Below are 23,817 nucleotides of genomic sequence, written 5' to 3'. Positions count from 1 at the left end.
TATCGAGAACAGAAAAAGACCTTAGTTATTGTTTTTGTTTTGGATCTGTTTTTGATATCATTCCATAAATTCATAAATCGAACGGATTTCACCGTTTGATTCAATATAGGAATAAAGATCTTGGAATTCTTTATTTTGGCAAAGGGTTCCAGAATCTCCGATCAGGAGCAAATGGGACCTGGCTCTGGTTAAAGCAACGTTCATCCGTTTCGGGTTGAGTAAAAAGCCTATTTCTCCGTCTAAGTTCGAACGAACGAGACTAAGGATGACTATTTCAGATTCTCTTCCTTGGAAGGAGTCAATGGTTTGGGTAAACCATTTCCCTTGAGAGGCAAATACTAATTTTTCTACTTGTCCTCGGTAGGGTGAGATAATGGTGGTTAGGTCTTTTGGGAGTCCTAATTGAAACAATCGTTCGATCAAATGAATTTCTGTATGATTGAAAAAACTTGGTTCTTCGCCTTCGGTTTCTTCCTCCGAATCACTCCCTGCCGTATCAATCCAAATAATCGGGGGATTCGATCCTAAAACTGGGGTGATGTCGAAAGATGTACTCCATTCTGCTTCAGGATGAGTGAGAATTTTACTTTCGTAATAGGTATGGTTCGGAAACCCAAGGATTTCTGGTTTCATCCTAAATTGTTTTTCTAAAAATAGAATTCGTTCCCCGGAGTCAAAGGTTACAGCCTTTTCTAAAAAGCTAACAATGTTTTGTTGGTCAGGATGGGAGTAGCTGGCACCGAGTTGTTTGGGATCACCAAAAAAGAAGGTTTTTTTTCCCGCATAGAGTGCCATATAACAGCCGGGATCTAAACTTTGTGTGGATTCATCTACAAATACAAAATCAAATACCCTCCCTTTTTTGAATTCATTCCCGAAACCCGAAAAGGTGGATACGATCAGTTCTGCATTGTCAAGTAACTTGGTGCGAATATTCGATTCTGCTTCTCTAATGGTAGAAAGTAAAAACTTAGCTTCTTTACGAACCTGTTTTCGTTCTTCTCGCTCTTCTTTTCCAAAATTACGTTTCCAAGAGTTGGCTTTTTTCTGAAGGGCTTTTAATTCGGTCTGCCAGTTGTGGATTTGTTTTTGGTCAGGATGTGTTTGGATGAGATGATCAATATGGTGGGGTAGAACTTCTTCTTTAATTTTGGTGGAGTTACCCAACCGAATCACACGAATCCCTTTTTTTAATGCGAGTTCCACAATATAATCACAAGCAAAGTTTGTAGGGCAAAGGGTTAATACCGATTCCTTTCTCGATTTAATCTCTTCCACAGCTTGCAAAAGTAAGGTGGTCTTTCCGGTTCCTGGGGGGCCAAAAACAACTCCATAGTCGGCAATTTGGAAAATTCGATCTAACGGTGGTTTGTTTAAGCCTTCTTTCGGAGGAGTGGGTTTGTCCCCCGATCCAAATCCTAAAATCCATTTGAGTTTTTTGTGCGATAAACTTTCTTTATCTTCTAAAACTTTGGAAATGATTTCATTATACAAATCATAAGTAGATTCTGGGAACCATTTGGAGATTTGAAATTCTTGGTCTTCCCATTCGTAATCGCCCCGAACCTGGACGGTGAGTTTGGAATCACTGGCCCTGTAGATATTTCCAAATATAGATTCTGTCTCGCTCTTTAGAAGAACTGGGGTTCCTGGTTTTAACCATTCTCTGGCTTGGTTGGAAGGAGAGATGTTGAAATCGGCTCTCCAAGTATTTCCGACAACAAATCGTAAGTCTTCTAGTGCGGCTGATTTAATGGACTTTGCATCCGAACCTTTTTCTAAAAATAAAGAACGTTCGTATTCCCTTTCTTTTGATAGAACTTTTTTTACAGATAGAATTTCTTCTTCTAATGAACCAAACTCTTGTTTTATGGTTCTTCCCATTCAATGTTCTCCAAGGTTGTAAAAAAACCGTTTCTCAGTAGGGGAGCAAAGTCGATAAAATCGGCTGCTTTTAAATATAGGGAATCTTCAATGGAATAGGCCTGGATGAGGTTGTTTGCAGCCTCTTCCAACTTACCCAACCGGCAATGGGCTCGTGCTAAGATGATGAGAGTTTCTGGATCAATTTCTTTACAGTATTGGATATGCGTTCTGATAGAGGACAGTGCATTTTCTGGATCTTCCGCTTCCAAATAACAAAGTGCCAGAAGATCATAATAAAAGAACTCTTCTGGTTCCACCATTTTGAGAGATTTTTTTAAAGAGGCAAGGGCTGAGTTAAAATCCCCACGGGAAAAATACAAAGACCCAAGTTCCGCCCAAATGTCTTTACGATCAATCCCTCGGCCATTACTTAGGTGCTCTTGCGATAGAGCTTTTTTTAAAACTTTGATGGCTTCTTCCGAACGTTCCATATCTTTTAGGAGGGAAGCTAGGAGTAGGTAGTTTTCTAAATAAGATGGAAAATAGGTAATACTTTTTTGGAGTAAAACTTTCGCTGATTTAAATTTCTTTAATTTGATCAGATAACGTGAGTATACGGTGATACTCAATGGGTGAGAAGGATAGTTTTTGATGATGTCTTGGAAGAGAGATTCTGTTTCTTTCGGATTTCCCACTGCATACAAACACCAGGCTTTTTTCGCTTTGATTTTGATGAGAGAGGATTCGTCGGTTGTATGCGACTCACTTTCGGCATAAACGTTAAAGGCTCGAGTGAATTCCTTTTCCTCTTCCAGGAGTTTGGCTTCGCGGATTAGGGAAAAAAAAGAATTCATTTGAGGTTTTTTACTTCAGAAAATACGGGATTCGTCGATGGGTAGAACAGGGAGTAAAGATTGTAAAAGGAGGTCCTATTATGGTTCCATCTACACCTATTAACTCGGTCGTCAATTTGCCAAAGGAAATTTTCCAGGCCCAAAACCAACTCTCAGAAAAACTCATGAAGTTGGCTGTGGAAGAAAAAGTAGGTCCACAGGCAAAAAGCGAACGGTTACTCGACATCTACTGTTAATTTAGTCTACCCGGGTTTCTGGATTGAAGACCGGTCGTTTTCTTTCCATAAACCCACCAATAGCGGAACGGAAATCTTTGGAATCAAGCATACTCGCATTCCAAACCGCTACATAGTCCAATCCATCTTCTATGGTTTTGCCGATTCCATGGTTTAGCACTTGTTTGACCCCACGGATCACGATGGTCGGGTTCTCTGCAATTTCTGTTGCCGTGTTAAGTCCCGCTTGGAGTAGAGTATCGAAGTCTTCTGTGACTTTTGTCACAAGCCCCATGGAAAGCGCTTCCTCAGCAGTGATGTCTTTTCCGGTTAGAGCAAGTTCCCTTGTATGGGCATTTCCGATGAGATGGGGTAGTCTTTGTAACGATCCCATATCAGCAACAATGGCGACTTTGGATTCCCTAAGTGAAAAACTGGCATCTTTGGACGCATAACGAATGTCACATGCTGATACCAAGTCAAGCCCACCACCAATGCAGTGTTTTTGTACTAAGGCAATGGATGGTTTTTTAGAATTGTAGATGGCATTGATTCCTTTTTGCATCGTAAGGATGAGTTGGTAGAGTTTTTCCCGACCATCTGCAAATTCCCCTTGGAAAACTGATTTGAATTCCTGGAAGAATTCTTCTAAATCAAGTCCAGTCGAGAAAGATTTCCCCTTAGCTGCGATCACAAAACAATGAATCTGCGGATCGGCATTGATCTCATCCACCATATCGGGAAGGTCTCGCCAAAAAGGCCAATTCATAGCATTTCTTTTTTCAGGACGATTCAACCAAAGGATGGCTACGTTTTTTCTTTTTTCAATTTCAAAAAAGGGAGAAGGGTTCATACTGCTGTTTTCTCCTTTAACCAAAGTTTTTTGGAAATCATTAGGTAAATTCCGAATAGAATGAGGGCTATAGAAATATACTGTGACTGCGAAAATCCATGCCAGTAGTAACCTGTAAGAAAGGTTGGGTTTCCATTGGCATCAGGAATGTTCACAAGAGTTGGCGGATCAATAAACGGAATCACCGCTTTGTTCACACGTAAAAACTCGATGATGAGTCTTGCAAATCCATGGATGATGAGAAACTGCGCTCCAATACTCCATTTACGGAAGTTTTGGTATCTGGCCCAAAATTGAAAGTAGGCAAAATATCCGAATGCCATAAGGGATTCCATAACAGGTGTATTCCAAACAGGAACACCGGAAGGATGGGCGCCATGGAAATCAAATACGAAAAACGGAATTCTAACATCCGTTGCAAAACCATAACAACCATCCCCACTCACAAAACATCCAAGTCTTCCGATCGCATAACCCATACTAAGTGCAGGTATCACTGCATCGTAATAGGCCCCGATGTCTAGTTTGTGGTGACGAAAGTAAAGAGTGATAAAAAGCCAGCCGAAGATAAGGCCCCCAAAAAATACGAGGCCTCCTCCGCTAAATAAAGAAGACCAGAGACCCGGATGTCCTGGAAATCCATTCCAGTGTGTGAGGGGGTAGGTATACTGCCCATCGTATCCTGGAACATCGATAAAGACTTGGTCCCAAATTTCGAAGATAAAGAAAATTTTGGCTCCTATTAAGGTACCCAAAATCCCAAGAAAAATCAACCAATCGGAATGGTTTGGATCCAACTTCCTTCTCTCCAGCTCTTTGGGGAGGAGGTAAGAACCAACAAGAAAGGCTAACATCATAAGAAGGCTGAAAGTGGACAAACCTTCCCAGCCAAAGGGATTCGGAATCGGAATTCGATCTAACATAGGGGAAAGGGTAAAATTTACCCCCAAAGGGGAAAGGAGAATTTCAAATCGTAGAAACCTGGAAATTTCAGTAAAATTAGCTTGACCATAGATAGTTTAATATTAAACTATCTATTATTGATTTAAGGAGAACCATATGTTCGATTATCTATTTTCTACTTCCGGGGATATCATCCCACTCATCTTAAGAATCACTGCTTTTGTTGTGATTTTCCCACACGGTGCCCAGAAACTACTCGGTTGGTTTGGTGGATACGGATTCAAAGGAACCTACGGATTTTTCACAGGAACGATGAAGTTTCCTGGGATCTTGGCGGTTCTCATCATTCTTGGAGAATCTTTCGGATCAGCCCTCATCCTTGTGGGGTTCCTTACCAAGTTTGCTGCGGCTTCCATTGCCATAATTATGATCGGTGCGGCAGTTCTCGCTCATAGACAAAACGGATTTTTTATCAATTGGAACGGAAACCAAAAAGGGGAAGGTTATGAATTTCATATCCTTGCGACAGGACTACTCATTGCCCTAGTGGTTGGCGGAGCTGGTGTGTATTCTATTGATTTTAATTTAATAGGAAAATTCTAAACAAAAGAATTTACATTCGAACTGGTTCGAACTTTGTTCCTGTTGGTAAACAACAACAAGGTTTCGAACCAATCCCAATCATTTTCACTGCTTTACCAATTCAAATATTTCAGGATAGTTTTCCACTTCATATAAGCAGATTTAATCTAAGTTAATGTATTCTTCTGGATCGAGAGGTGCATCGAGTCCGATCCGCACTTCGTAGTGAACGTGGGCTCCCGTAGCTTTTCCTGTTTGTCCGACTAGGGCAATTTTATCCCCCCGTTTGACGCGGTCTCCCGGATTTACTAAAATGAGAGAACAGTGGCCATAGAGAGTAAAAAATCCATTTTCATGGTTGATCCGAACCGATTTTCCAAGCCCTCCCACTGCAGTATCAACAGCAATAATTCCGGGGCCTGTGGCATAAATCGGAGTTCCTTCTCCCGCTGCAAAGTCAATCCCGGAGTGGTACTCGCCCACAGGTAAAATTCCAAAAGGATCACTCCTGTAACCGAAAGTAGAAGTCACAACTCCCACACCAGGTTTTAGAGGGCGGCCCCTCGGCATGGAATAAAAAATACTTTCTCTCATGGAAAGATAATCAATAGCATTTTGAAAATTGGGAACAAGATTTCCTAGCCTAACACCAAACTGAGTGTAGGTGGTAACCACTTGTTGGAATAACAACAGATTAGAATCAAGTTCACTTGCATCTTTGCGAAATTCTTCTTTCAGTAAATAATCTTGGGTGATCATCTCTTTTTCCGGAATTTCTTCCCAAGCAAGAAGGTTTAAAGATTCAGCAGTGGACTCCAATTCCTCTACGGAGTCTCTTAAATCCTGGGAGAGTAGGTCGTAGAACAAAAAGGAGACAAGTTGGGTTTCTGTTTTTTTCTCTAAGGAAAGATTGCGGTCAAAAATAAAGGAAAAGTAAAGGAGAAGCCCAAAGGAAAGTAGGACAAGTGAGAGAGAAAGTCCGAATAAAAACCCAAGCATCCCGACAGAAATTTCAATTTGAGCCAAAGGTTTTTCGTCATTGGGGATGAGGACAAAGCTCACTTTCTCCCGACTGCGGGAAATCCACTTCTGGGCGCGCTTTCGCCAACGTAAGTGTGCAATTTGGAGCCTTTCGTAGGCGGTTGTGACGTAAGTTTCTGCCAATGTTCGTTATTCCGCCAATTTTTTCCTTGCCCATGCCATTTTTCAGGGGAAAGTGGATGAATCCAATATGTTTAAATTTCTCACTTCTCTTTTCAGAAAGAAAGCCGACTCTGTCGATTCCTTTTTGATGTACCCCGAGGGAAAGAGATACTATCGAGAATCCCATTCTATCCGCAGGGCCAATATCGATGAAGATGCCATCAAAATCATCAATCGATTGAACAAGTTTCGTTACAAGGCCTATTTAGTCGGTGGAGGGGTCCGAGATCTGCTTATGGGCAAACGCCCAAAAGACTTTGATATAGTCACAAGTGCGACTCCCAACCAAATCAAAAGGGTCTTCAATAACTGCCGAATCATCGGTAAACGATTTAAAATTGTACATATCATTTTTAAAGGTAAAATTATTGAAGTATCTACGTTCCGATCACTACCGGAACATCGTTTGGAAAAACACAAAGCAGATAACGATTATCTCATCAAACGGGACAATTCCTTCGGTACAGCAAAGGAAGACGCGGCAAGACGCGACTTTACCATCAACTCCTTGTTTTACGATCCTAAAAACGATTCCATTTTGGATTACGTTGGTGGGTTCGAGGACATTCAAAAGAAAATCGTTCGGGTCATTGGGGATCCAGATATTTCCTTCAAAGAAGATCCGGTTCGTATGTTACGAGCGGTTAAGTTTTCTGTTTTACTCGGACTTGACATCGAGAAAAAAACCAAACTGGCAATCAAAAAGAACCGTTTGGAACTGGATAAGTCGTCCACTGCTAGACTTTTAGAAGAATACAACAAGATGTTTAGAACTTGGAAGACTTCGATTATTTTCGAAGGTCTTGCCGAGAACCATTTGCTTGATGTACTTTTCAAAGAACCTGCTGATAAACTAAAGAAAACTGATCCCGAGTGGCGTGAACATTTTATGGAAACACCACTGGGTAAAAGACTCGCAGTCACAGACAAACTCCTCTCCGCAAGAGAAGAGATGACACCGGCAATCTTTTATTCGTTAATTTTCTATGATATCGTCAAAGATCTTTATGAAAATGACCGTGGCCACCTAGCGCATAACATTAAAGAAAGTCTCCAGCCTGTTTTTGAACGAATGGGAATTCCTAAACGTGAACAAGACAATTTGGTAAAAATTTTTATTAGCCAACCACGTTTCCAAGTCACTGATGATGAAAAAGAAAGACAAAACTCCTTTTTCAAAAAGAAGGACTACTTCTATGATGCGTTTATGGTCTACAAGATCGTTGCGATTTCAGAAGGTAACGAATCGGCAGTACAAACCGCTTTCTTTTGGGAAATTTCTTTACGACAAAGACCGAAACCTGATAGCCATCAGTTCGGACAACAGAATCGTAAAAAAGAACCAAACAAAAAGCGCCCACCTAGAAAGAAACATAGGGACAGAAGGGGTGGTGGTTCCCAAAATCAGAACTCGGTTCAAGAAGGCAACCAAGTAGACAAAACGGACCAACCTCGCTCCAATGCGGAACCACTGAATTCTGATTCTGAATCAGAAGATAACTAGCTAACTAATTAAAAGGTAAGGAGAGAAATCCTTACCTTTTAATCTATTCTTTCGTCGGATGTACCGATGGAAAAACTCCAAACTCTAACAAAAGTATTACTTCTTGAAGACGATCCTACCATTTCGCTTCTCTATAGCGGATTACTTCAAAAGCAGGGAATGGAAGTAACTAGTTTTGCAGAAATAAAAACGGCTTTGGAGTATATCGAAGCCAATCCTTTTTTATCAGAAAGTGTGATTTTGACAGATTTACAATTACCTGATGGTAATGGTTTGGAATTTGTTAGGGAGGTCCGAAAGATAAACAAGTCCATTCCTATCATCGTAATCACTTCAACAGAAGATCCAAAATCGATCATTAAGGTAATGAAAGAACACGTCCAAGAATATATCATCAAGCCAGTCATCCCTGCTGAACTTCTCTCTCGAATCAAATACCAACTTTCTAATAAAGAAAAAGAATATCAATATTCGGAATATGAAAAACAGAAAATCATTTCTCTTGAGAAACTATTAGATTGGTATAGTTATAAGAACCATAGCCTGAAAAAAGGTGAATTCAATACGCAAGATATGCACAAAAACTTGTTTTATGGACTTAGAACAAGTTTGGCGCAAGGTGCAGGGTTTGGAATTCTAACACAAATCATTGATATCATAAAAATTATGCCCAAAGCAGAGAATGGGAATTATATTTTGGATAGCGAAGTTCTCGATCTTTTGGAAGAAAATGCAGTTTATGCAAAAAAGGTACTAAATCGATTCACCGAAATTGAAGAGGTAATCTTTGATCGAATTCCAGCCGAACCAACAACACCTGTCCAAGTTTTAAAAGAATTAATGAACGTGAAATCTGAAATGAGTTCTATTTTTTTACTCAAAAATCAATCTTTTGTTATGGGCGAAATTGATTCAAAAAACTTCGAAAGTAATCCCATCGTTTGGAACCAAAAGTATTTTCATAATGTTTTTTATGAATTATTGTTAAATGCAATGAGGTTCTCTGCAACTTCTAGTAAAATCTACTCTTTGTTCCAATCCAATAAAGATGGCTTTGTAATTTCCATCGTGAATTCACTGAGTGAAGACTTTCAGATGAGAGACGGAATTCCGAATGAGTATTTAGAGCTAATATTTGAACCTTTTTTTCGACTACATAAAAACATTTATGAAAAACATGGCTCTCTAGACTTCGGGATTGGACTGAGCTTTGTTCGGCAAACGATACAAAAATTCGGTGGGACCATTTCCGCCTTTAACATTTTTGATCATATGAATAGCGCCAAAGAGCCTAAGATTGAGTTTAGGATTTTTTTACCTTATTCTTCTTCTGTGAAGTGAAGATAACCAATCGATTGGGGGATATAACGTTTTCCCGTCTTCAAAAATTGAACTCCCGGTTTTCCTTTATCTAATTTTCCCACCATTGTCACAGGAATTCCGGCAAGTTCTGTCGGCAAAATTTCGGGAGATAAAAACAAAAGTTCCAATTCTTCCCCTGAACCCAAACATAAATCCAGGCCAAGTTCCTTCAGGGCCAAAGGATCCAATGGAACCGATTCCACTTGGATTTTTAGTTTTCCCCTCGAGGTTATCGCCAAGCGTTCCGCATCTTGGATGAGACCGTCAGTAATGTCCATACAGGCATGAACCTGGAATTTTTGGAGAGAATTAAGTATCATATAACGAGATTTAGGAGATAGGTGCTGGGCGATTGCCTCTTGGTATTGTTTGCCCTTGGATTTTTTTTTCAAAGCCTGAAAGCCGAGTTGGCTTTTACCGAGAGATCCCGTGATATAAAGATAGTCTCCCGGTTTTCCTCCAGAACGAAGCCAGGGTTTTTCCACTGTGCCCACAACCGTGAGTGTGAGCTGGGTTTTGGAAGCAGAAAAGGTGTCGCCCCCGGCTAGTTTCATTCCATATTGGTCTAAAGATTTACGAAGTTCTTTGGAAAAGGCGCGAATCCATTCCTTTTTACGGGAGAGGGGAGATAGTCCCAGATTTAGAAAACATTCTTTCGGTCTCCCACCAGAGGCTGTGATGTCGGAGACATTGACTTCGACAAGTTTTCTTGCTAAAATGGGGGCAGAAGACCACTCATGAAGGAAATGGGTGCCTTCCGAAAGGGAATCCGTTGTCACGAGTCGGTTCGGGGCCAAAAAATAACAATCATCCTCAGGGGGAGGAGTGGTTCCAAACAAGGTTCGTATAATTTCGGATTCTTTCAAGGCTTACATCCAATAAATTTGTTTGACCCGGTGTGAAAACCGAAAATCCTGACATAAAAGAGGAAAATCTCGTACTTATGGAACTATTGTCTAAAGCCCACAAGACCCCTTCTATCGCAAAAGAAGCCGTACAAAAACAGTGGTTTGTTGTGGACGCAACTGATAAGACTCTCGGAAGATTGGCAAGTCAAGTAGCTTCCCGACTTCGCGGAAAACACAAATCTACCTTCACTCCTAACCAGGATTGTGGAGATAATATCATTATCGTTAATGCTTCTAAAGTGGCAGTCACTGGCCGCAAAAGAGAACAAAAAATTTACTATCATCACTCACGTTACCCAGGTGGTATGACTGCCATTGCATTCCATAAACTCATTCAAGAAAATCCGGAAAGAGTGATCATGGAAGCAGTGAAAGGAATGTTACCTAAATCTAAGTTAGGTGATCAAATGCTGAGAAATTGCCGCGTGTTCGCTGGCAATGACCACAACCTAGGAGCTCAAAAGCCCCTAAAACTGGAGTTGAAATAATATGGCGCAAAAAGCAGTTTGGGCAGTTGGCCGACGCAAAACATCCGTTGCACGTGCGAAAATCGCATCTGGAACTGGTAAAATCACAGTAAATCACAAAGAAGTAAATGATTACATCAAAAATGGAGATCATTTGGTTCGCCGTGCTCTCGAGCCTCTGTTCATTTTAGAAGCTCGTGATAAATACGACATTGCTCTGAATGTATCTGGTGGTGGAGTGGTAGGCCAAGTAGGAGCGATCCGACATGCTGTAGCTCGGGCACTCGTAGCTTTTAATGAGGCTTTCAAACCAGCTTTGAAAAAAGAAGGTTTTCTTACTCGCGATAGTCGTATGGTGGAACGTAAAAAATACGGTCTACACAAAGCTCGTCGAGGAACTCAGTTCTCAAAACGTTAATCGGAAATCCTCTTTTTTTTCCGAACCAAAGCCTCCTACGGGAGGCTTTTTTTTTAGGTAGGTACCCTTTGTTGAACCAACTCGTATTTTATTTTGCCTTCGCAATTGGTACCTTTGCCAGTAGTTGTTTTTTGTATTCGATTGTAATTTTTTGCCAAACCCTAGATGCTGTGAAAGGATTCTCAGGGATCGTTTTCTTTTTTCTATTTTTGCCCTTTCCTATTTTTTTCTTATACACGGGTTACTTGCTCGATCACTACTCCAAAAAATGGGTGGTGGTGAGTTTTCAATTTTTCCTATTTATCTCCTCTTTTCTGTTAGGTGCATGCACCGAGTTTTTTCATAACCATCCACTATTTTTATTGCCTTTGGCATTTGTGAATGGGATTGGAATGACGACAGTCCTTCCGGGACGAATGGCGATTTTACGAGAGGTGATGGAGTCGCACCGCTTGGTCTTTCATACCATAGCCGGAAATTTACTTCTCATCTTTGCTTTTGGAATGAGCCCACTCGCTGTGGGTTGGTTTCGGGAAGGAAATGACTACCCCAAATTGTTTTTGGTTTTGGCATCCTTTCATTTACTTTCAATGATCGCCTTTACTTTGTTACGATATGATGGTAAAAGTCAGAATGTAAATATTGATCCGAAAGGGTCAAAACTTGACAAGATTCCTTCTTTATCTGCAAATCTCAAAACAGTTTTGGAATTCCTAAAAGTAGATTCGGTTTCCAGGCAAGTGATGTACATGGCAGTTCTTAGTATGCTTGCTCTTGGTCCCATCCAAGTCATTCTTCCTAAGTATGTTCGCAATGAGTTAGGACTTGGGGAACTGGCTCGGGGGACCGTCCTTGTGTTTTTAGGGCCGGGGTTATTTCTCGGAGGGGTTCTTACCATCCTTTTCCACCACCTGGAAAGAAAGGGCCTTGTTTTACTGATTGTGTTTACCCTCTCCTCTATTTTCTTTTTGGGTTTTGTTCCTTTTGGAAAAGCCTCTGCTACCTCTTTCTTTTTGTTTTGTTTTGGAGTTTCGGGGGGCGTGGTTTCGAGTCTACTTCCCGCCATTTTACAAAAACGGGCCGAAGATGGAATCCGAGGAAGAATCCTTTCCCTTTATACAGTTTGTTTCCAATTCACACCCGCAGTGTCTGGATTTTTTTCTGCCCTGCTTGCTGACACCATTGGTATGCAGCTCACCTTTGGAATTTTGGGTGGGGTATTTCTCTGTTTTGCTCTTTTTTCTTTTCTCCAATACAAGGAATTACGGGAGAGTTAACTTCTAATTTCCTTGCCCTAGGAGGTGAAACCGATTTCGCTGTAAGTGTATGATGTCGAAAACTGTCCGCGAAATTGCTGAGTTGTATACCAATTACTTTAAAGAAAAAGGCCATACCATCGTGCCTTCTTCTAGCCTCATCCCGAAGGGAGATCCCACTCTTTTATTTACAACCGCCGGTATGGTTCAGTTCAAACCTCTGTTTACGGGAGCAGTCGAGCTACCTTACACAAGAGCGGCTTCTGTGCAAAAATGTGTTCGCACCACAGATTTGGAAGTTGTGGGTAAAACCGAAAGGCATTGTACCTTCTTTGAGATGCTTGGTAATTTTTCCTTTGGAGATTATTTCAAAAAAGAGGCCATCGAATACGCATTAGATTTTTCACTGAACCACTTACATATTCCCAAAGATAAAATTTGGGTGACGATTTACTTAGATGATGATGAAGCCAAAAAGATTTGGATGGATGCGGGCATTCCAGAAGAACGGATTGTTCGGCTCGGAAAAAAAGATAATTTTTGGGGACCTGCGGGAGATAGCGGGGCTTGTGGTCCATGTTCGGAATTGTATTTGGACCGTGGTCCCGAAAAAGGTGGTCCGAATTGTGGAAACAATCCAAATTGTAAACCCGGATGTGATTGTGATCGTTATTTAGAATATTGGAATTTAGTATTTAACCAATTCAACCAAACGGTTTCCGGGGAACTCCTTCCTCTAAAACAAACCGGAATTGATACAGGCTCTGGACTCGAACGAGTGGCCATGTTATTACAAGAAGTGGATTCGGTCTATGACACCGATGAATTAAAATCAATCATTCGTAAAATTGAAGAACTCTCTGGCAAAACCTATGACGCATCCACAAAACAATCGTTTCGAGTGATTACTGATCATTCGCGTTCCGTATTCTTTTCGTTAGGTGACGGAATCTATCCTGACCGCACGGGACGAGGGTATGTGATTCGTCGGCTTATAAGAAGAGCGTCTTTATTTGCAAGAAAACTAGGAATCCACGAACCTTTTTTATACAAACTCATTCCGACATTAAAGGATTTGTATTCGATTCGTTATCCAGAACTGAAAGACAAAGCCAAAGACATTGAATCCATCTTAAAAAAAGAAGAGGAACTCTTCCTTCATACCTTAGAAGTAGGACTCGAAGAATTAGAATCCCTTCTAGACCACTTAAAATCAAACAACCAAACGGTTGTTACCGGAAAAGAAGGTTTTCGATTGTATTCCACTTATGGGTTTCCTCGTGAGATGACCAAGGAACTTGTAGAGGATCGGGGTTTTGGTTTTGATGACAAAGGATTTGAAGAAGAACTAGAAAAAGACCGTGACCTTTCCCGTGCTAGTTGGAAAGGAAAAAAAGTCCAATACCTCACAGGTATTTCCGCAAGTCCCGAACTCAAAACCGAATTTTTGGGATACACTGCCGCAAAAACCTCGGCAAAAGTAATCTATCTCTTTGTAGACGGTAAGTCTGTGACTTCAGCAAAACAAGGAGAGGAAGCGGTTGTGGTCTTGGATCAAACCCCGTTTTATGCAGAGGGTGGTGGTCAGATTGGAGACTGGGGTTATCTTAAAAAAGAAGGTTTCCAGTTCCAAGTCCAGGACACACAAAAAGAAAATGAAACCTTCCTCCATTTGGGTCTGATTCTAAAAGGAAAAATTTCTGTCGGAGAACTCCTTGAAGCTGAGATTGATACAGAGCGACGTCAAAATCTAGCCAACCACCATTCCGGTACACACTTGTTAAATGGGGCACTCCGCCGCGTTCTAGGGAACCATGTGGCTCAAAAAGGTTCGATTGTTTCTTCTGATTATCTACGTTTTGATTTTTCCCATCCTAAGGCTCTCTCTCGGGAAGAGATTATATCAATCGAAAAAGATGTAAACGAAGCCGTGAATGCAAAAATTCCAGTGAATACAGAAGTATTGGACATTGAAAAGGCAAAACAGTCTGGTGCTTTGTCCATGTTTGATGAAAAGTATGGAAATTTGGTTCGTGTGATTTCTATGGGCGATAAATCCAAAGAATTCTGCGGAGGAACTCACGTTTCCAACACAAAAGAAATTGGATACTTTGCCATCATCAAAGAAGGAAGTCCCGGTGCGGGAAATAGAAGGGTAGAAGCCATCTGTGGAGATTCTGTTGTGGAATACTTTTTATCTCAGTTTCAAACTCTAGCTTCAAAAGTGGAAACACATAACTTAAACGCAAAAGAAACGTTTGGTGATCTTAAAGAATTTGGAATCACGACTGTAGTTCCTGCCCCCGAAGATCTTCAGAGTTTATTCTCCAAAAAAGGGAATGCTGCGGTGGAATTTTTGCGTAAATTACGCGAAAATTTGGAGACGGAACTCGAAGAAAAATCCAGTGCCCTGTTTAAAGCCAAAAAGAAGAAGGAACAACTCAGTTTCCAAATGAATCCAGAGCTTGTGGATGGACTATTGAAAAAGGCAGTTTCTTTGCCCAAAGGAAAAGTGGTAACGGAGGTCTTTACTTCTGTAGATGCGAAGTCCTTAAAGGATTTGGCCGATAGCCTCAAAGCCAAAGAACCAGAAATCCTTTGTCTATTTGGATCTATTGAGGGAGATACGAGCTCTCTTGTCTTTATGTGCAATAAGATACTCAATGAAAGAGGAATCCATTGTGGAGATCTTTTAAAAGAAACCTTAGTTTTGTTAGATGGGAAAGGTGGTGGGAGACCAGATATGGCGCAAGGTGGTGGTAAAAAACCAGAAAACCTAAAGTCCGCTTTGGAATTTGCATTGGGACTTGCCAAAAAGAGTTTAGGATAATAGGAAAGAGTTAGGAGGAATGTATGGCACAAGATCCATCATTTGACATTGTATCAAAAATCGAAAGACCGGAATTACAAAATGCTGTGGCCCAAGCCATGACCGAAATCCAAACCAGGTTTGATTTTAAAGGTTCCAATTCCGAGATCAAACTCACCGAAGATACCTTGGTTTTGACCTCGGAAAATGAGATCAAACTCAAACAAGTGATCGATGTCCTAACGACCAAAATGGCCAAAAGGGGAATTAGCCTCAAAGCCTTTGATTTTGAGTCCAAAATTGAATCCGCTACAGGACAGACGGTCCGCCAAAAGGTAAAGATTCAAAACGGTTTGGACAAAGAACAAACGAGACAAATCACAACCCTCATCAAAGACCAAAAATTGAAAGTCCAGGCCACCATCCAGGGGGAATCAGTTCGGGTTGTGGGCAAAAAAAAGGATGATTTGCAAGAGGTAATGGCAGCCATTCGGAACGCAAATTTCAATTTTGACGCCAATTTTACGAACTTTAAGGGATAAAATTCCGCCTTAAAGTTCGGTATTTCGGCTTCCATTTTTTTTCTATCTATGTCTCAAAACCGGCCGATATTTCCCGTATGGACCCTAAAAAATCCGTATGGGAATGGACTTTGCCACGTAAAGACTTCCTTCCCTATCTATTAGTATTTTCCGGTGTGTTTTTACTTCTCTCTCTCTTTTCTTTTCAGGAAGGAGAGGATGGGTCGCTTTTCAATTGGTTTGGAAGGCTCGGGCATTACATCGCCTTCACCCTCCTTTATCTTTTTGGGAAATCTTCCTTTTTATTTGCCGGCTTTGTTTTGATGTTAGGTGTTCTTTCACTACGAAATCCGGACTTTGATAGGCTTGGCAAAGCTCTCTTTTTTCCATTGTTCCTTGTGGCAACTACTGTGAGTTTGAATCTACTCGAAACCCCCCTTGGTCACATAGGGGACAGTGGTGGGATTCTCGGTCAATTTTTCTCTTGGGTTTTTTCTTATCTTTTTGGAGAGACTGGGCGTATCCTTGTCGTTTTCTTTTTATACTTATACTTTGCAGTGATCTGGCTTGAGGACGGGGCTTGGTCTTTTACTTTTGATGCGATTCATAAATATTCCAATGGAATTTATCGATTGATGGGAGGACAAAGAGAACTCCCACATCTCCGGCTTCCTAGTTTTTTGGATTCTGTTGTTTCCACTCGCCGTGCCCCAGTGGATGAAATTCGAAGCAAACAATGGTTTTCTGTCCAAACGGAAGAAGAATCCAAAGAAGACATTGCCAATCACTTCTGGAATGTGGTTGCCGATGAAAAATTGGGGCGGAAAACACAAAGGGCCGGAATGGATTTGGATCGTTTTAGAAACGAAGAAAAACAATCGAATGAAAGAGAAGATTTTTCTATTTCGAAAGTTTCCAATCCCAAAACACAATCGGTTCGTTACCGCAATGCAGCAAAATTTGAAGGTTTTTTTGATGAGTCAGGAAAGGTATTTCGTTTTCAAAAATCAGAATCAAAGTTGGATTTGTTTGCAGAAATAGAAAAAAATGAAGTTTTAATTTCTAGACTTAAACTAACTGATAATAGGCGATTTCCGGAAGAATTGGAAGAACGGGAAACTGTCCGAGAATCCAAAATTCTATTTCAATTTCCAGAAGCCAAATGGAAACCGAAAGTAGACAGAGTTGCAGACTTAAATGAACTAGAACTTCCCAAACTAGACCCTATCAAACTTCCGTTTGGTGGACAAAACCCAGTTTTCAAAACTTCCGGCTTGTCTTCACCCGTTGATTTTTATGAAGAGAAAACGGAGGACTATGAATCGGAAGAGGATTTTTCGGAAGCTTTGGAATCATCATCGGACCAACTGACTTCTTCAGAAGAGGAGGAGGAAGTTCTCTCGAAAACAGAAGCCATCCAGATTCCCGAATCGGTGCGTCTTTCCCTTGTGGAAGAAACTGGTTGGGATGTGAGTGAAAAAAGTGGCAGGAGTGATCACGAAGAGGCAGAAGAAGAAGTGGATTCTAGTTCCGAAGAGTTTGAAGAAGAAACTCTCGAAACTTTGGCCGTGGAAGAGGCCTCACCCCTCGTTCGTTCCAATCTAAGTTCTGGAAATTTCGGTAAGAAAAAACTAGAACCAAAGGTAGAACAACAAGAGCTGATGTTTGGCTCCATGGTTCCGAAACCTAAATTAAAGAAAGGAAAGTATTATATCTCTCCAAGGCTTCTTGTTTCTCACCAAGTGCCTGTGGCCAATATCCTAAAAAATGATTCCGAACTAGATCTTATCTCTCGTAAAATTGAAGAGTCGACTGGACATTTTGGAATTGAGTCGAAGGTGGTCACAAAAGAAAGAGGACCAATTATCACGCGTTATGAGATCACCATTCCGAACGGAATCAAACTCAACCGAATCGTATCTCTTTCTGATGAAATTAGAGCCTACCTTGAGGTAAAAAACATTCGGATTGTGGCACCGATTCCGGGAAAGGCTTCCATCGGGATTGAGGTTCCGAACCGAATCAGAGAAGATGTGTTTTTGTCGGAAATTCTAAAAGATACCATCCTCCAACACAAAGCCAAAGACTTATCGATCTGTATTGGAAAAGACATATCGGGAAAACTGGTAATGATTGATATCGCCAAACTTCCTCACTTACTTGTGGCAGGAACGACTGGTTCTGGAAAGTCAGTGAGTATCAATGCGATGATCACAAGTCTCATCTGCACTCGTTCCCCAGAAGAAGTGCGCTTCATCATGATCGACCCGAAGATGGTGGAGATGACTCTGTATGAAGGAATTCCTCACCTTCTTATGCCGGTGATTACTGATCCAAAAAAAGCAACGAAGGCACTTTCTTGGGCCATCCAAGAAATGGAAAGTCGTTACCAAATGATCTCCCAATTGAAAAGTAGGGACTTCAAAAGTTTTAATGAAAAAGTGGATGAGTATGCCCATGCCAAAGGTTTTCAGAAACTTCCGTACATTGTGATCTTTATTGATGAGCTTGCGGATCTTATGATGGTTTCGGGAAAGGATCTCGAGGAACAAATCCAAAGGATTTCTCAAAAAGCAAGAGCGGTCGGAATCCATCTGGTGATGGCAACCCAGAGGCCGTCGGTGGATGTGATCACCGGTGTCATCAAAGCGAACTGCCCGGCAAGGGTGGCCTTCCAAGTGGCACAAAAAACGGATTCTAGAACCATTCTGGATACAAGCGGGGCCGAAACCCTTCTTGGAAAAGGAGACTTTTTGTACAGGTCTCCGACATCGAGTGACCTCCAAAGAATCCAAGCTCCCTTTATCGAAGAGAAAGAAATTGAGTCCATTGTGGAAGAGGCCAAAAAACAAGGGGCTCCTGCGTATGTGGAAATGAATTGGGACGATGAGACCAGCATTGAAATGGCTTCCGATGAAGATGAAGAACTTTTTGACGAGGCTTGGAATATCGTAGTCACCGAAAAAAAAGCCAGTGCCAGTTACCTCCAACGCCGGATGAGAATCGGTTACAACAAAGCCGCAAGGCTTATGGAACTTATGGAAATGCGGGGTTATGTTTCCCCACAAATCGGGGCGAAACCTCGGGAAATCCTGCGTTCAGCGTAAATCATCGACAAGAGAACTTTGTCTGAAAAACTGGGAAACTATGAAAGTATGGATCGGATCTTTTTTACTTGTATTTGGGGTGGCTCTCGGCGCCCAAACAAGTCCGGCTCACAATTGGCACTCACCTTCGGAAGTGGTCAAAAAGATAAAGAAAAACTTTAGCGATATCAATTCCTATTCTGCTGATTTTCTCATCAAAACAGAAGACAACAAAAAGGAAAAACAGATGCGCGGGAAATGTTTCTACAAACGTCCCGGCAAAATTAGATACAACTTCGCAGAACCGGAAGGGGACGAAATTGTTTCTGATGGAAAAACCCTTCATATCTTTATTAAGAGGTTAGGCGCTGTGGGAAAACAGGATTTAACACTCGATCGTAAAAATACTTCTGGTCCCATTTTTACCACAAACAGTCCCGATGGCCTGAACCGCCTTTTTCGTAAATACCATTATAAATTTGATACCATCGAACAACCTCGTTCTATGGGGGACGCTGCCAAATACTTTGTTTTGGATCTCGACCAAAGAGAAAAGATTGGTGGATTTGAAAAAATGAAACTTTTTGTGGATTCCGAATCTTACTTAATCAAAAAAGCAGTGGCTACCGATGGTCGTGGGAAAGTAACCACCATTTCATTTTCCAATATTAATTTTTCTGAAGAAATCCAAGATGGAGTTTTCAATTTCCACATGAGCGGGAACGCCAAAATTGTAAACAACCCACTTGTATCCGAGAACTAAGCAAAGAGGATATCATTTTGAATACAAAACGAGTCGGTCAAATCATAAGAGAAGCTAGGGAAGATAAAAAACTTTCCGTCAAAGATGTAGCCAAAGAAACAAATATCGCAGCTAAGTACATCATTGCTTTAGAAACAGAAGACTATTCTCAGTTCCCTGCAGAAACCTTTGCCCTTGGTTTTCTAAAAAATTATGCAAGTTACTTAAAACTAGACACAGCAATGCTTCTCAATCTTTACCGTGGGGAACAAATTGAGGAATCACAAGCTCCCCTCGAAGAGCTCACTCGTCCGACCACCACTGCTTTTAGTTTAGATCGCAATAAAATCATAAGTCTTGTTTCCATTTTTCTTTTTGTAATCTCAGCTTACATCATCTACATTAGTTTTGAAGACTCAGGATCTGGATCTATCGATGAGGAAACTACAGAAGTGGGATCTACTGTAGAAGCCGTTGCCAGTTCAGACATTCCTTCTGGGATTAACTTTGTTTCCCAAAGTGTTCCAGAAAACGCCAGTGTTCCATTTATTTTAACCGAAGACCGTGGTGTGAGTTTTAGTGTAAACAACCAACAGTGTAAGATGTTCATCAAAGGTGTTTCCAATGGAAAAGCAAACCTTGGATTCAATATCTTCCCTGAGAAAAATGTATACTTTTTCCAGGCAGCAGAAGGCGAAGAAACCATCCTTTCTTATCGCATTGAGGAACTAACCTCTCTTCGCCGAGACATCCGAGTGGTGACACAAGCCGTTACTGAAAAATCAGCCAAAGTCCTTGTGACATTAAAAGAAGAAAGAGAAGGGGCTGCCGTAAAATCTCCTGTAGGAGATGTTCCGATCCAAGTTACCCTCTTTTTCTCCAAACCAAGTTATGTTGAATTTGTGTTAGATGGTCAGATGGGAGAACGAGGACTGGTATCTGCCGGCGAAGTCAAACACTTAGAAGCTCGGGATAGATTGGAGATCAAAGTCGGTGACGGTGGGGCCGTGGAAATGGTTCAAAATGGGAAAGAACGTTCGGTTCTTGGAAAACCAGGAAAACTTGTCAAAAAAATCTTTATCCGCAAACCAAATCCTTATGATTCTACTCAGTCCATCATTGGAGAGTTAGGCGAATAATGCCCAAGGTTAAGGAAAAAACCGAAGAGACACCGAAGTCGTTTTTTATCACGACTCTCGGTTGTCCTAAAAATACCGTTGATTCGATGGCCATGCATCAGTCGTTACTGAAGGAAGGCCTCCTTCCTGCGGCCGGTCCTGAAGCCAGCGATTTCCACTTAGTCAATACCTGTACTTTTATCCAAGACGCCACCAAAGAAACCATCCAAACCATTTTGGATTCCATCGATATCAAAAAGCAGAACAAACAAAAGTTAGTGGTTGTGGGCTGTTTTGCGGAACGTGCCGGAAAGGAAATTTCCGACGACCTTCCGGAAGTGGACCTTCACTTTGGAACCGGTAAATATGATAAAGCAGGGGAGATTTTACGCAAAAACTTTCCTCTAGAATTCAAAGACCTAACTGAATTCAATGCCGATCTTTTGGAAAGGCTTGTTACAAGTAAGGGAATTGAAAACTATTCCAAACCATACTCTTATGTAAAAATTTCTGATGGTTGCAACAGAGGTTGTCACTTCTGTATCATTCCTAATCTACGAGGAAAGTATCGAGATACTGAAAGTTCTGATGTTTTAGAACAAACCAAACGTGCCGTGAGAGCAGGTTCCAAAGAGATTTGTCTTGTTTCACAAGACACTGTGTTTTATGGAAAAGACACGGACAAACTTTTGGATTTGGTGCGCTCGGTTGCGGATGTAGAAGGATTAGAACTCTTGAGACTTCTCTATCTTTACCCAGACAAAAAAACAGAAAAGTTACTCGATCTTTATAAAGAAATTCCAAAAATTGCCCCGTATTTGGAAAGCCCTTTACAACATGTTTCCAAGTCTGTTTTAAAATCCATGAATCGTACTGGCGAATACTCTTACTTCAAATCGTTATTCCAAAAAGCAAGGGACCTTCGGCCTGAATTGGAAATTCGTACATCCTTTATCCTCGGTTTCCCTGGGGAGACAATGGAAGATGTGGAAGAGATCATTCGCTTTGTCGAAGATGTGAAACCGGAAAAGGTAAATCTTTTTCCTTATTCTCCACAAGAGGGAACGAAAGGTGCGACCATGGATGGACAAATCAAAGACAAAGAAATTGCACGCCGTGTGAACTTGGTGCGTGAGGCTTATCTCGAAACTTTGAAATCCATCCACCAAAATCGAATTGGAAAAATTTATCCTGCTGTTGTGGATGAGGTTTTGGAAAAAGGAGCCATGGTTCGCAGGTTTCAAGATGCTCCTGAGATTGATGAAGTTGTCTATGTAGAAGATATGGGTTTGAAACTCGGCCAGTTCGGTCAGGTTCGTGTGGACTCTTTTTTTGAATTAGATATGGCAGGGACTTGGGTGGTTTGAGTTGGAAGACTGGAAAACCATTGCCAATATTCCGAACCTACTCACTGTTCTGCGGGTTCTTGCACTTCCATTTTTTATTTTTGCCCTCTTTCAAAAGGAATGGGAATACCAAATTTTTGCTTTTGTTCTCTTTGCCCTTGCTTCCCTCACTGATCTTGTGGATGGATATCTGGCACGGAAGTGGAACCAACAAACAGAATTTGGAAAGTTCCTAGATCCTTTGGCTGATAAATTTTTAGTCATCGGTTGTTTTGTTACCTTTTTATTCATCCACGAACCTATCGAAGTATGGATGGTCGTTCTTATCATTGGGCGCGATATGCTCATAACCTTCCTTCGTTATATTGCTGTCCGCTCTGGAAAAAGCCTTCGCACCACCATGATGGGAAAGGTCAAAACTGCCTTCCAGATGGGGGCCATCCTTATGATCCTTGTTGTGTTTATGCTGATCTCTGGCAAAAGACGAGCCTTGATCAATGAAACCTATGCTATGGGAAAACTAGCAGGTTACTCTACTTTCGAAGTAGCCTCCCAACATGCGAATGAGTTTTATACGCTTGTCAAAACTACCGAAGTTTTAAGTTTTAAAGACTTTTTTGATTCCATAGCGTCCTTTGTTCCTTATTTCGGGATGTTATTCACAACTTTCATCACTGTGATTTCAGGACTTCGTTATATTGTGACCAATTATCAGTTGTTAACTTTCACTAACCTAAAAAGGATTTTTTATGACCGTTCCCACAATTAAGGAAATCCTCGGGCAAGTTGTGTCCGGCCACCACCTTGTGGACACTCACGCCGAACATTTTTTAAGCAAAGTAATGGATGGGGATGTTCCTGAGCCAGTCCTTGCTTCTTTTCTCACAGCCATGAAAATGAAAGGGGAAACCACGGACGAATTGTACGGATTTGTTCGTGCGATGCGTAGTCATGCAATCAAACCCTCTAAAAAATTTGATTTTGATTTTTTAGACACTTGTGGGACAGGAGGGGACGGCAAAGGTACTTTAAACGTATCCACACTTTCGGCCCTCACTTTGGCAAGTCTCGGCTTTAAAGTTGCCAAACATGGAAACCGTTCCGTATCTTCTCTTTCGGGAAGTTCCGATATTCTTTCTGGCCTTGGTTACAAACTCGATCAGTCCACAGCAGATTCGGAAGCGGAATTCCTGCGCACTGGCTTTGTGTTTTTATTTGCTCCCGCTTGGCATCCAGCGATGAAGTATGCTGGACCCGTTCGTACTGCCCTCGGATTTCGCACTTTTTTCAATTTGATTGGACCTCTTTCCAATCCCTTTTCCCCTTCCCACCAAATTGTGGGTGTCTATGATAAGTCTCTCTGTTTACCGATGGCGGAAATTCTCGGAAGGCTTGGTTCCAAACGTGCTATTGTCTGCCATTCACAGGACGGGCTCGATGAGTTTTCTATCTTTGAAGGAACCGATTATGCCTATTTTGATGGAAAAGAGACCAGAGAATTGACCTTTGATCCTAAGGAATTGGACCTAAATTCTAAGGAATTGGACAGAAATACAGTGTTCTCCTCTTCGAAGGAAGGGGCGGAATCCTTATTTCGGGCAGTTCTCGACCCAAGTGCATCGACTGGGGGAACGGCGATGGTCGCCCTGAACGCGGGGGTAGCCATGTTTTTACTCGGTGCCGTAAGTGATATACGAACAGGGTACGAAACTGCCAAAGCGGCTCTCCTTGAGAAAAAAGTTCTCCGATTCGTTCGTGAAACATTGAATTTAACATAAGGCCTATAAACATTGGATAAATAGCT

Annotated in this window: 21 protein-coding genes; 15 read left to right on the top strand and 6 right to left on the bottom strand. The window is 41.4% G+C overall.

What is annotated here, in order from left to right:
• Positions 1 to 57: 57 nt before the first annotated feature.
• Positions 58 to 1,884 (bottom strand): AAA domain-containing protein, encoded by a 1,827-nt coding sequence (locus tag JWG40_RS06745; protein WP_205285083.1) that lies wholly within the window; start codon positions 1,882 to 1,884, stop codon positions 58 to 60.
• The gene (locus JWG40_RS06740) at positions 1,869 to 2,720 is read right to left on the bottom strand and encodes a tetratricopeptide repeat protein (RefSeq protein WP_205285082.1); all 852 of its coding nucleotides are present in this window, start codon (positions 2,718 to 2,720) and stop codon (positions 1,869 to 1,871) included. Before JWG40_RS06740 ends, JWG40_RS06745 begins: the two co-directional genes overlap by 16 nt.
• An 80-nt stretch (positions 2,721 to 2,800) precedes the next feature.
• Between JWG40_RS06740 and JWG40_RS06735 the strand changes: the two genes are divergently transcribed.
• Positions 2,801 to 2,956 (top strand): hypothetical protein, encoded by a 156-nt coding sequence (locus tag JWG40_RS06735; protein ID WP_205285081.1) that lies wholly within the window; start codon positions 2,801 to 2,803, stop codon positions 2,954 to 2,956.
• Position 2,957: 1 nt separating this feature from the next.
• On the opposite strand, the gene JWG40_RS06730 is transcribed toward JWG40_RS06735, so the two are convergent.
• Positions 2,958 to 3,788, bottom strand: coding sequence for a crotonase/enoyl-CoA hydratase family protein (locus JWG40_RS06730; protein ID WP_205285080.1), 831 nt, complete (start codon positions 3,786 to 3,788; stop codon positions 2,958 to 2,960).
• Entirely contained in the window at positions 3,785 to 4,711 is a 927-nt protein-coding gene (locus JWG40_RS06725) for a prolipoprotein diacylglyceryl transferase (protein ID WP_205285079.1), read from the bottom strand. Before JWG40_RS06725 ends, JWG40_RS06730 begins: the two co-directional genes overlap by 4 nt.
• A 136-nt stretch (positions 4,712 to 4,847) precedes the next feature.
• Here JWG40_RS06725 and JWG40_RS06720 point away from each other — a divergent pair, with 136 nt between their 5' ends.
• Positions 4,848 to 5,294, top strand: coding sequence for a DoxX family protein (locus JWG40_RS06720; RefSeq protein ID WP_205285078.1), 447 nt, complete (start codon positions 4,848 to 4,850; stop codon positions 5,292 to 5,294).
• 141 nt (positions 5,295 to 5,435) lie between these two features.
• On the opposite strand, the gene JWG40_RS06715 is transcribed toward JWG40_RS06720, so the two are convergent.
• Positions 5,436 to 6,437: a M23 family metallopeptidase gene (locus tag JWG40_RS06715; RefSeq protein ID WP_205285077.1), complete on the bottom strand. Its 1,002-nt coding sequence runs from the start codon at positions 6,435 to 6,437 to the stop codon at positions 5,436 to 5,438.
• Between the two features lie 67 nt (positions 6,438 to 6,504).
• Between JWG40_RS06715 and pcnB the strand changes: the two genes are divergently transcribed.
• Positions 6,505 to 7,980 carry a polynucleotide adenylyltransferase PcnB gene (gene pcnB / locus JWG40_RS06710; RefSeq protein ID WP_205285076.1) on the top strand — a complete coding sequence of 492 codons (1,476 nt, stop codon included), beginning with the start codon at positions 6,505 to 6,507 and terminating at the stop codon, positions 7,978 to 7,980.
• Positions 7,981 to 8,046: 66 nt separating this feature from the next.
• Complete coding sequence (locus JWG40_RS06705; protein WP_205285075.1) at positions 8,047 to 9,321, top strand: hybrid sensor histidine kinase/response regulator; 1,275 nt, start codon at positions 8,047 to 8,049, stop codon at positions 9,319 to 9,321.
• Here JWG40_RS06705 and thiL read toward each other — a convergent pair.
• On the bottom strand, positions 9,300 to 10,208 hold the full coding sequence (thiL, locus tag JWG40_RS06700) for a thiamine-phosphate kinase (protein WP_205285074.1): 909 nt from the start codon (positions 10,206 to 10,208) through the stop codon (positions 9,300 to 9,302). The genes JWG40_RS06705 and thiL overlap by 22 nt on opposite strands.
• 77 nt (positions 10,209 to 10,285) lie before the next feature.
• On the opposite strand from thiL, the gene rplM reads away from it, so the two are divergent.
• From rplM to trpD, 11 genes are all read left to right on the top strand, one after another.
• Positions 10,286 to 10,738, top strand: coding sequence for a 50S ribosomal protein L13 (rplM, locus tag JWG40_RS06695; RefSeq protein ID WP_002973943.1), 453 nt, complete (start codon positions 10,286 to 10,288; stop codon positions 10,736 to 10,738).
• 1 nt (position 10,739) lies between these two features.
• Positions 10,740 to 11,135 carry a 30S ribosomal protein S9 gene (gene rpsI, locus JWG40_RS06690; protein ID WP_205285073.1) on the top strand — a complete coding sequence of 132 codons (396 nt, stop codon included), beginning with the start codon at positions 10,740 to 10,742 and terminating at the stop codon, positions 11,133 to 11,135.
• Positions 11,136 to 11,206: 71 nt separating this feature from the next.
• Positions 11,207 to 12,412: an MFS transporter gene (locus JWG40_RS06685; protein ID WP_205285072.1), complete on the top strand. Its 1,206-nt coding sequence runs from the start codon at positions 11,207 to 11,209 to the stop codon at positions 12,410 to 12,412.
• Positions 12,413 to 12,461: 49 nt separating this feature from the next.
• Positions 12,462 to 15,221, top strand: a complete 2,760-nt coding sequence (gene alaS, locus JWG40_RS06680; protein ID WP_205285071.1) for an alanine--tRNA ligase — start codon at positions 12,462 to 12,464, stop codon at positions 15,219 to 15,221.
• Between the two features lie 23 nt (positions 15,222 to 15,244).
• Complete coding sequence (locus tag JWG40_RS06675; protein ID WP_205285070.1) at positions 15,245 to 15,742, top strand: YajQ family cyclic di-GMP-binding protein; 498 nt, start codon at positions 15,245 to 15,247, stop codon at positions 15,740 to 15,742.
• Positions 15,743 to 15,819: 77 nt separating this feature from the next.
• Positions 15,820 to 18,828 carry a DNA translocase FtsK gene (locus JWG40_RS06670; RefSeq protein ID WP_205285069.1) on the top strand — a complete coding sequence of 1,003 codons (3,009 nt, stop codon included), beginning with the start codon at positions 15,820 to 15,822 and terminating at the stop codon, positions 18,826 to 18,828.
• Between the two features lie 40 nt (positions 18,829 to 18,868).
• Entirely contained in the window at positions 18,869 to 19,570 is a 702-nt protein-coding gene (locus JWG40_RS06665) for a LolA family protein (RefSeq protein WP_205285068.1), read from the top strand.
• A 17-nt stretch (positions 19,571 to 19,587) separates the two neighbouring features.
• Positions 19,588 to 20,688: a helix-turn-helix domain-containing protein gene (locus JWG40_RS06660; RefSeq protein ID WP_205285067.1), complete on the top strand. Its 1,101-nt coding sequence runs from the start codon at positions 19,588 to 19,590 to the stop codon at positions 20,686 to 20,688.
• Complete coding sequence (locus JWG40_RS06655) at positions 20,688 to 22,034, top strand: MiaB/RimO family radical SAM methylthiotransferase (RefSeq protein WP_205285066.1); 1,347 nt, start codon at positions 20,688 to 20,690, stop codon at positions 22,032 to 22,034. Before JWG40_RS06660 ends, JWG40_RS06655 begins: the two co-directional genes overlap by 1 nt.
• Position 22,035: 1 nt before the next feature.
• Positions 22,036 to 22,782 (top strand): CDP-diacylglycerol--glycerol-3-phosphate 3-phosphatidyltransferase, encoded by a 747-nt coding sequence (gene pgsA / locus JWG40_RS06650; RefSeq protein WP_205285065.1) that lies wholly within the window; start codon positions 22,036 to 22,038, stop codon positions 22,780 to 22,782.
• On the top strand, positions 22,763 to 23,791 hold the full coding sequence (trpD, locus tag JWG40_RS06645; protein WP_232369230.1) for an anthranilate phosphoribosyltransferase: 1,029 nt from the start codon (positions 22,763 to 22,765) through the stop codon (positions 23,789 to 23,791). Before pgsA ends, trpD begins: the two co-directional genes overlap by 20 nt.
• Positions 23,792 to 23,817: the final 26 nt, after the last annotated feature.

It is taken from the genome of Leptospira abararensis (assembly GCF_016918735.1).
GTDB classification, from domain to species: domain Bacteria; phylum Spirochaetota; class Leptospiria; order Leptospirales; family Leptospiraceae; genus Leptospira_A; species Leptospira_A abararensis.
This window is presented reverse-complemented; position numbering and strand designations above follow the sequence as displayed.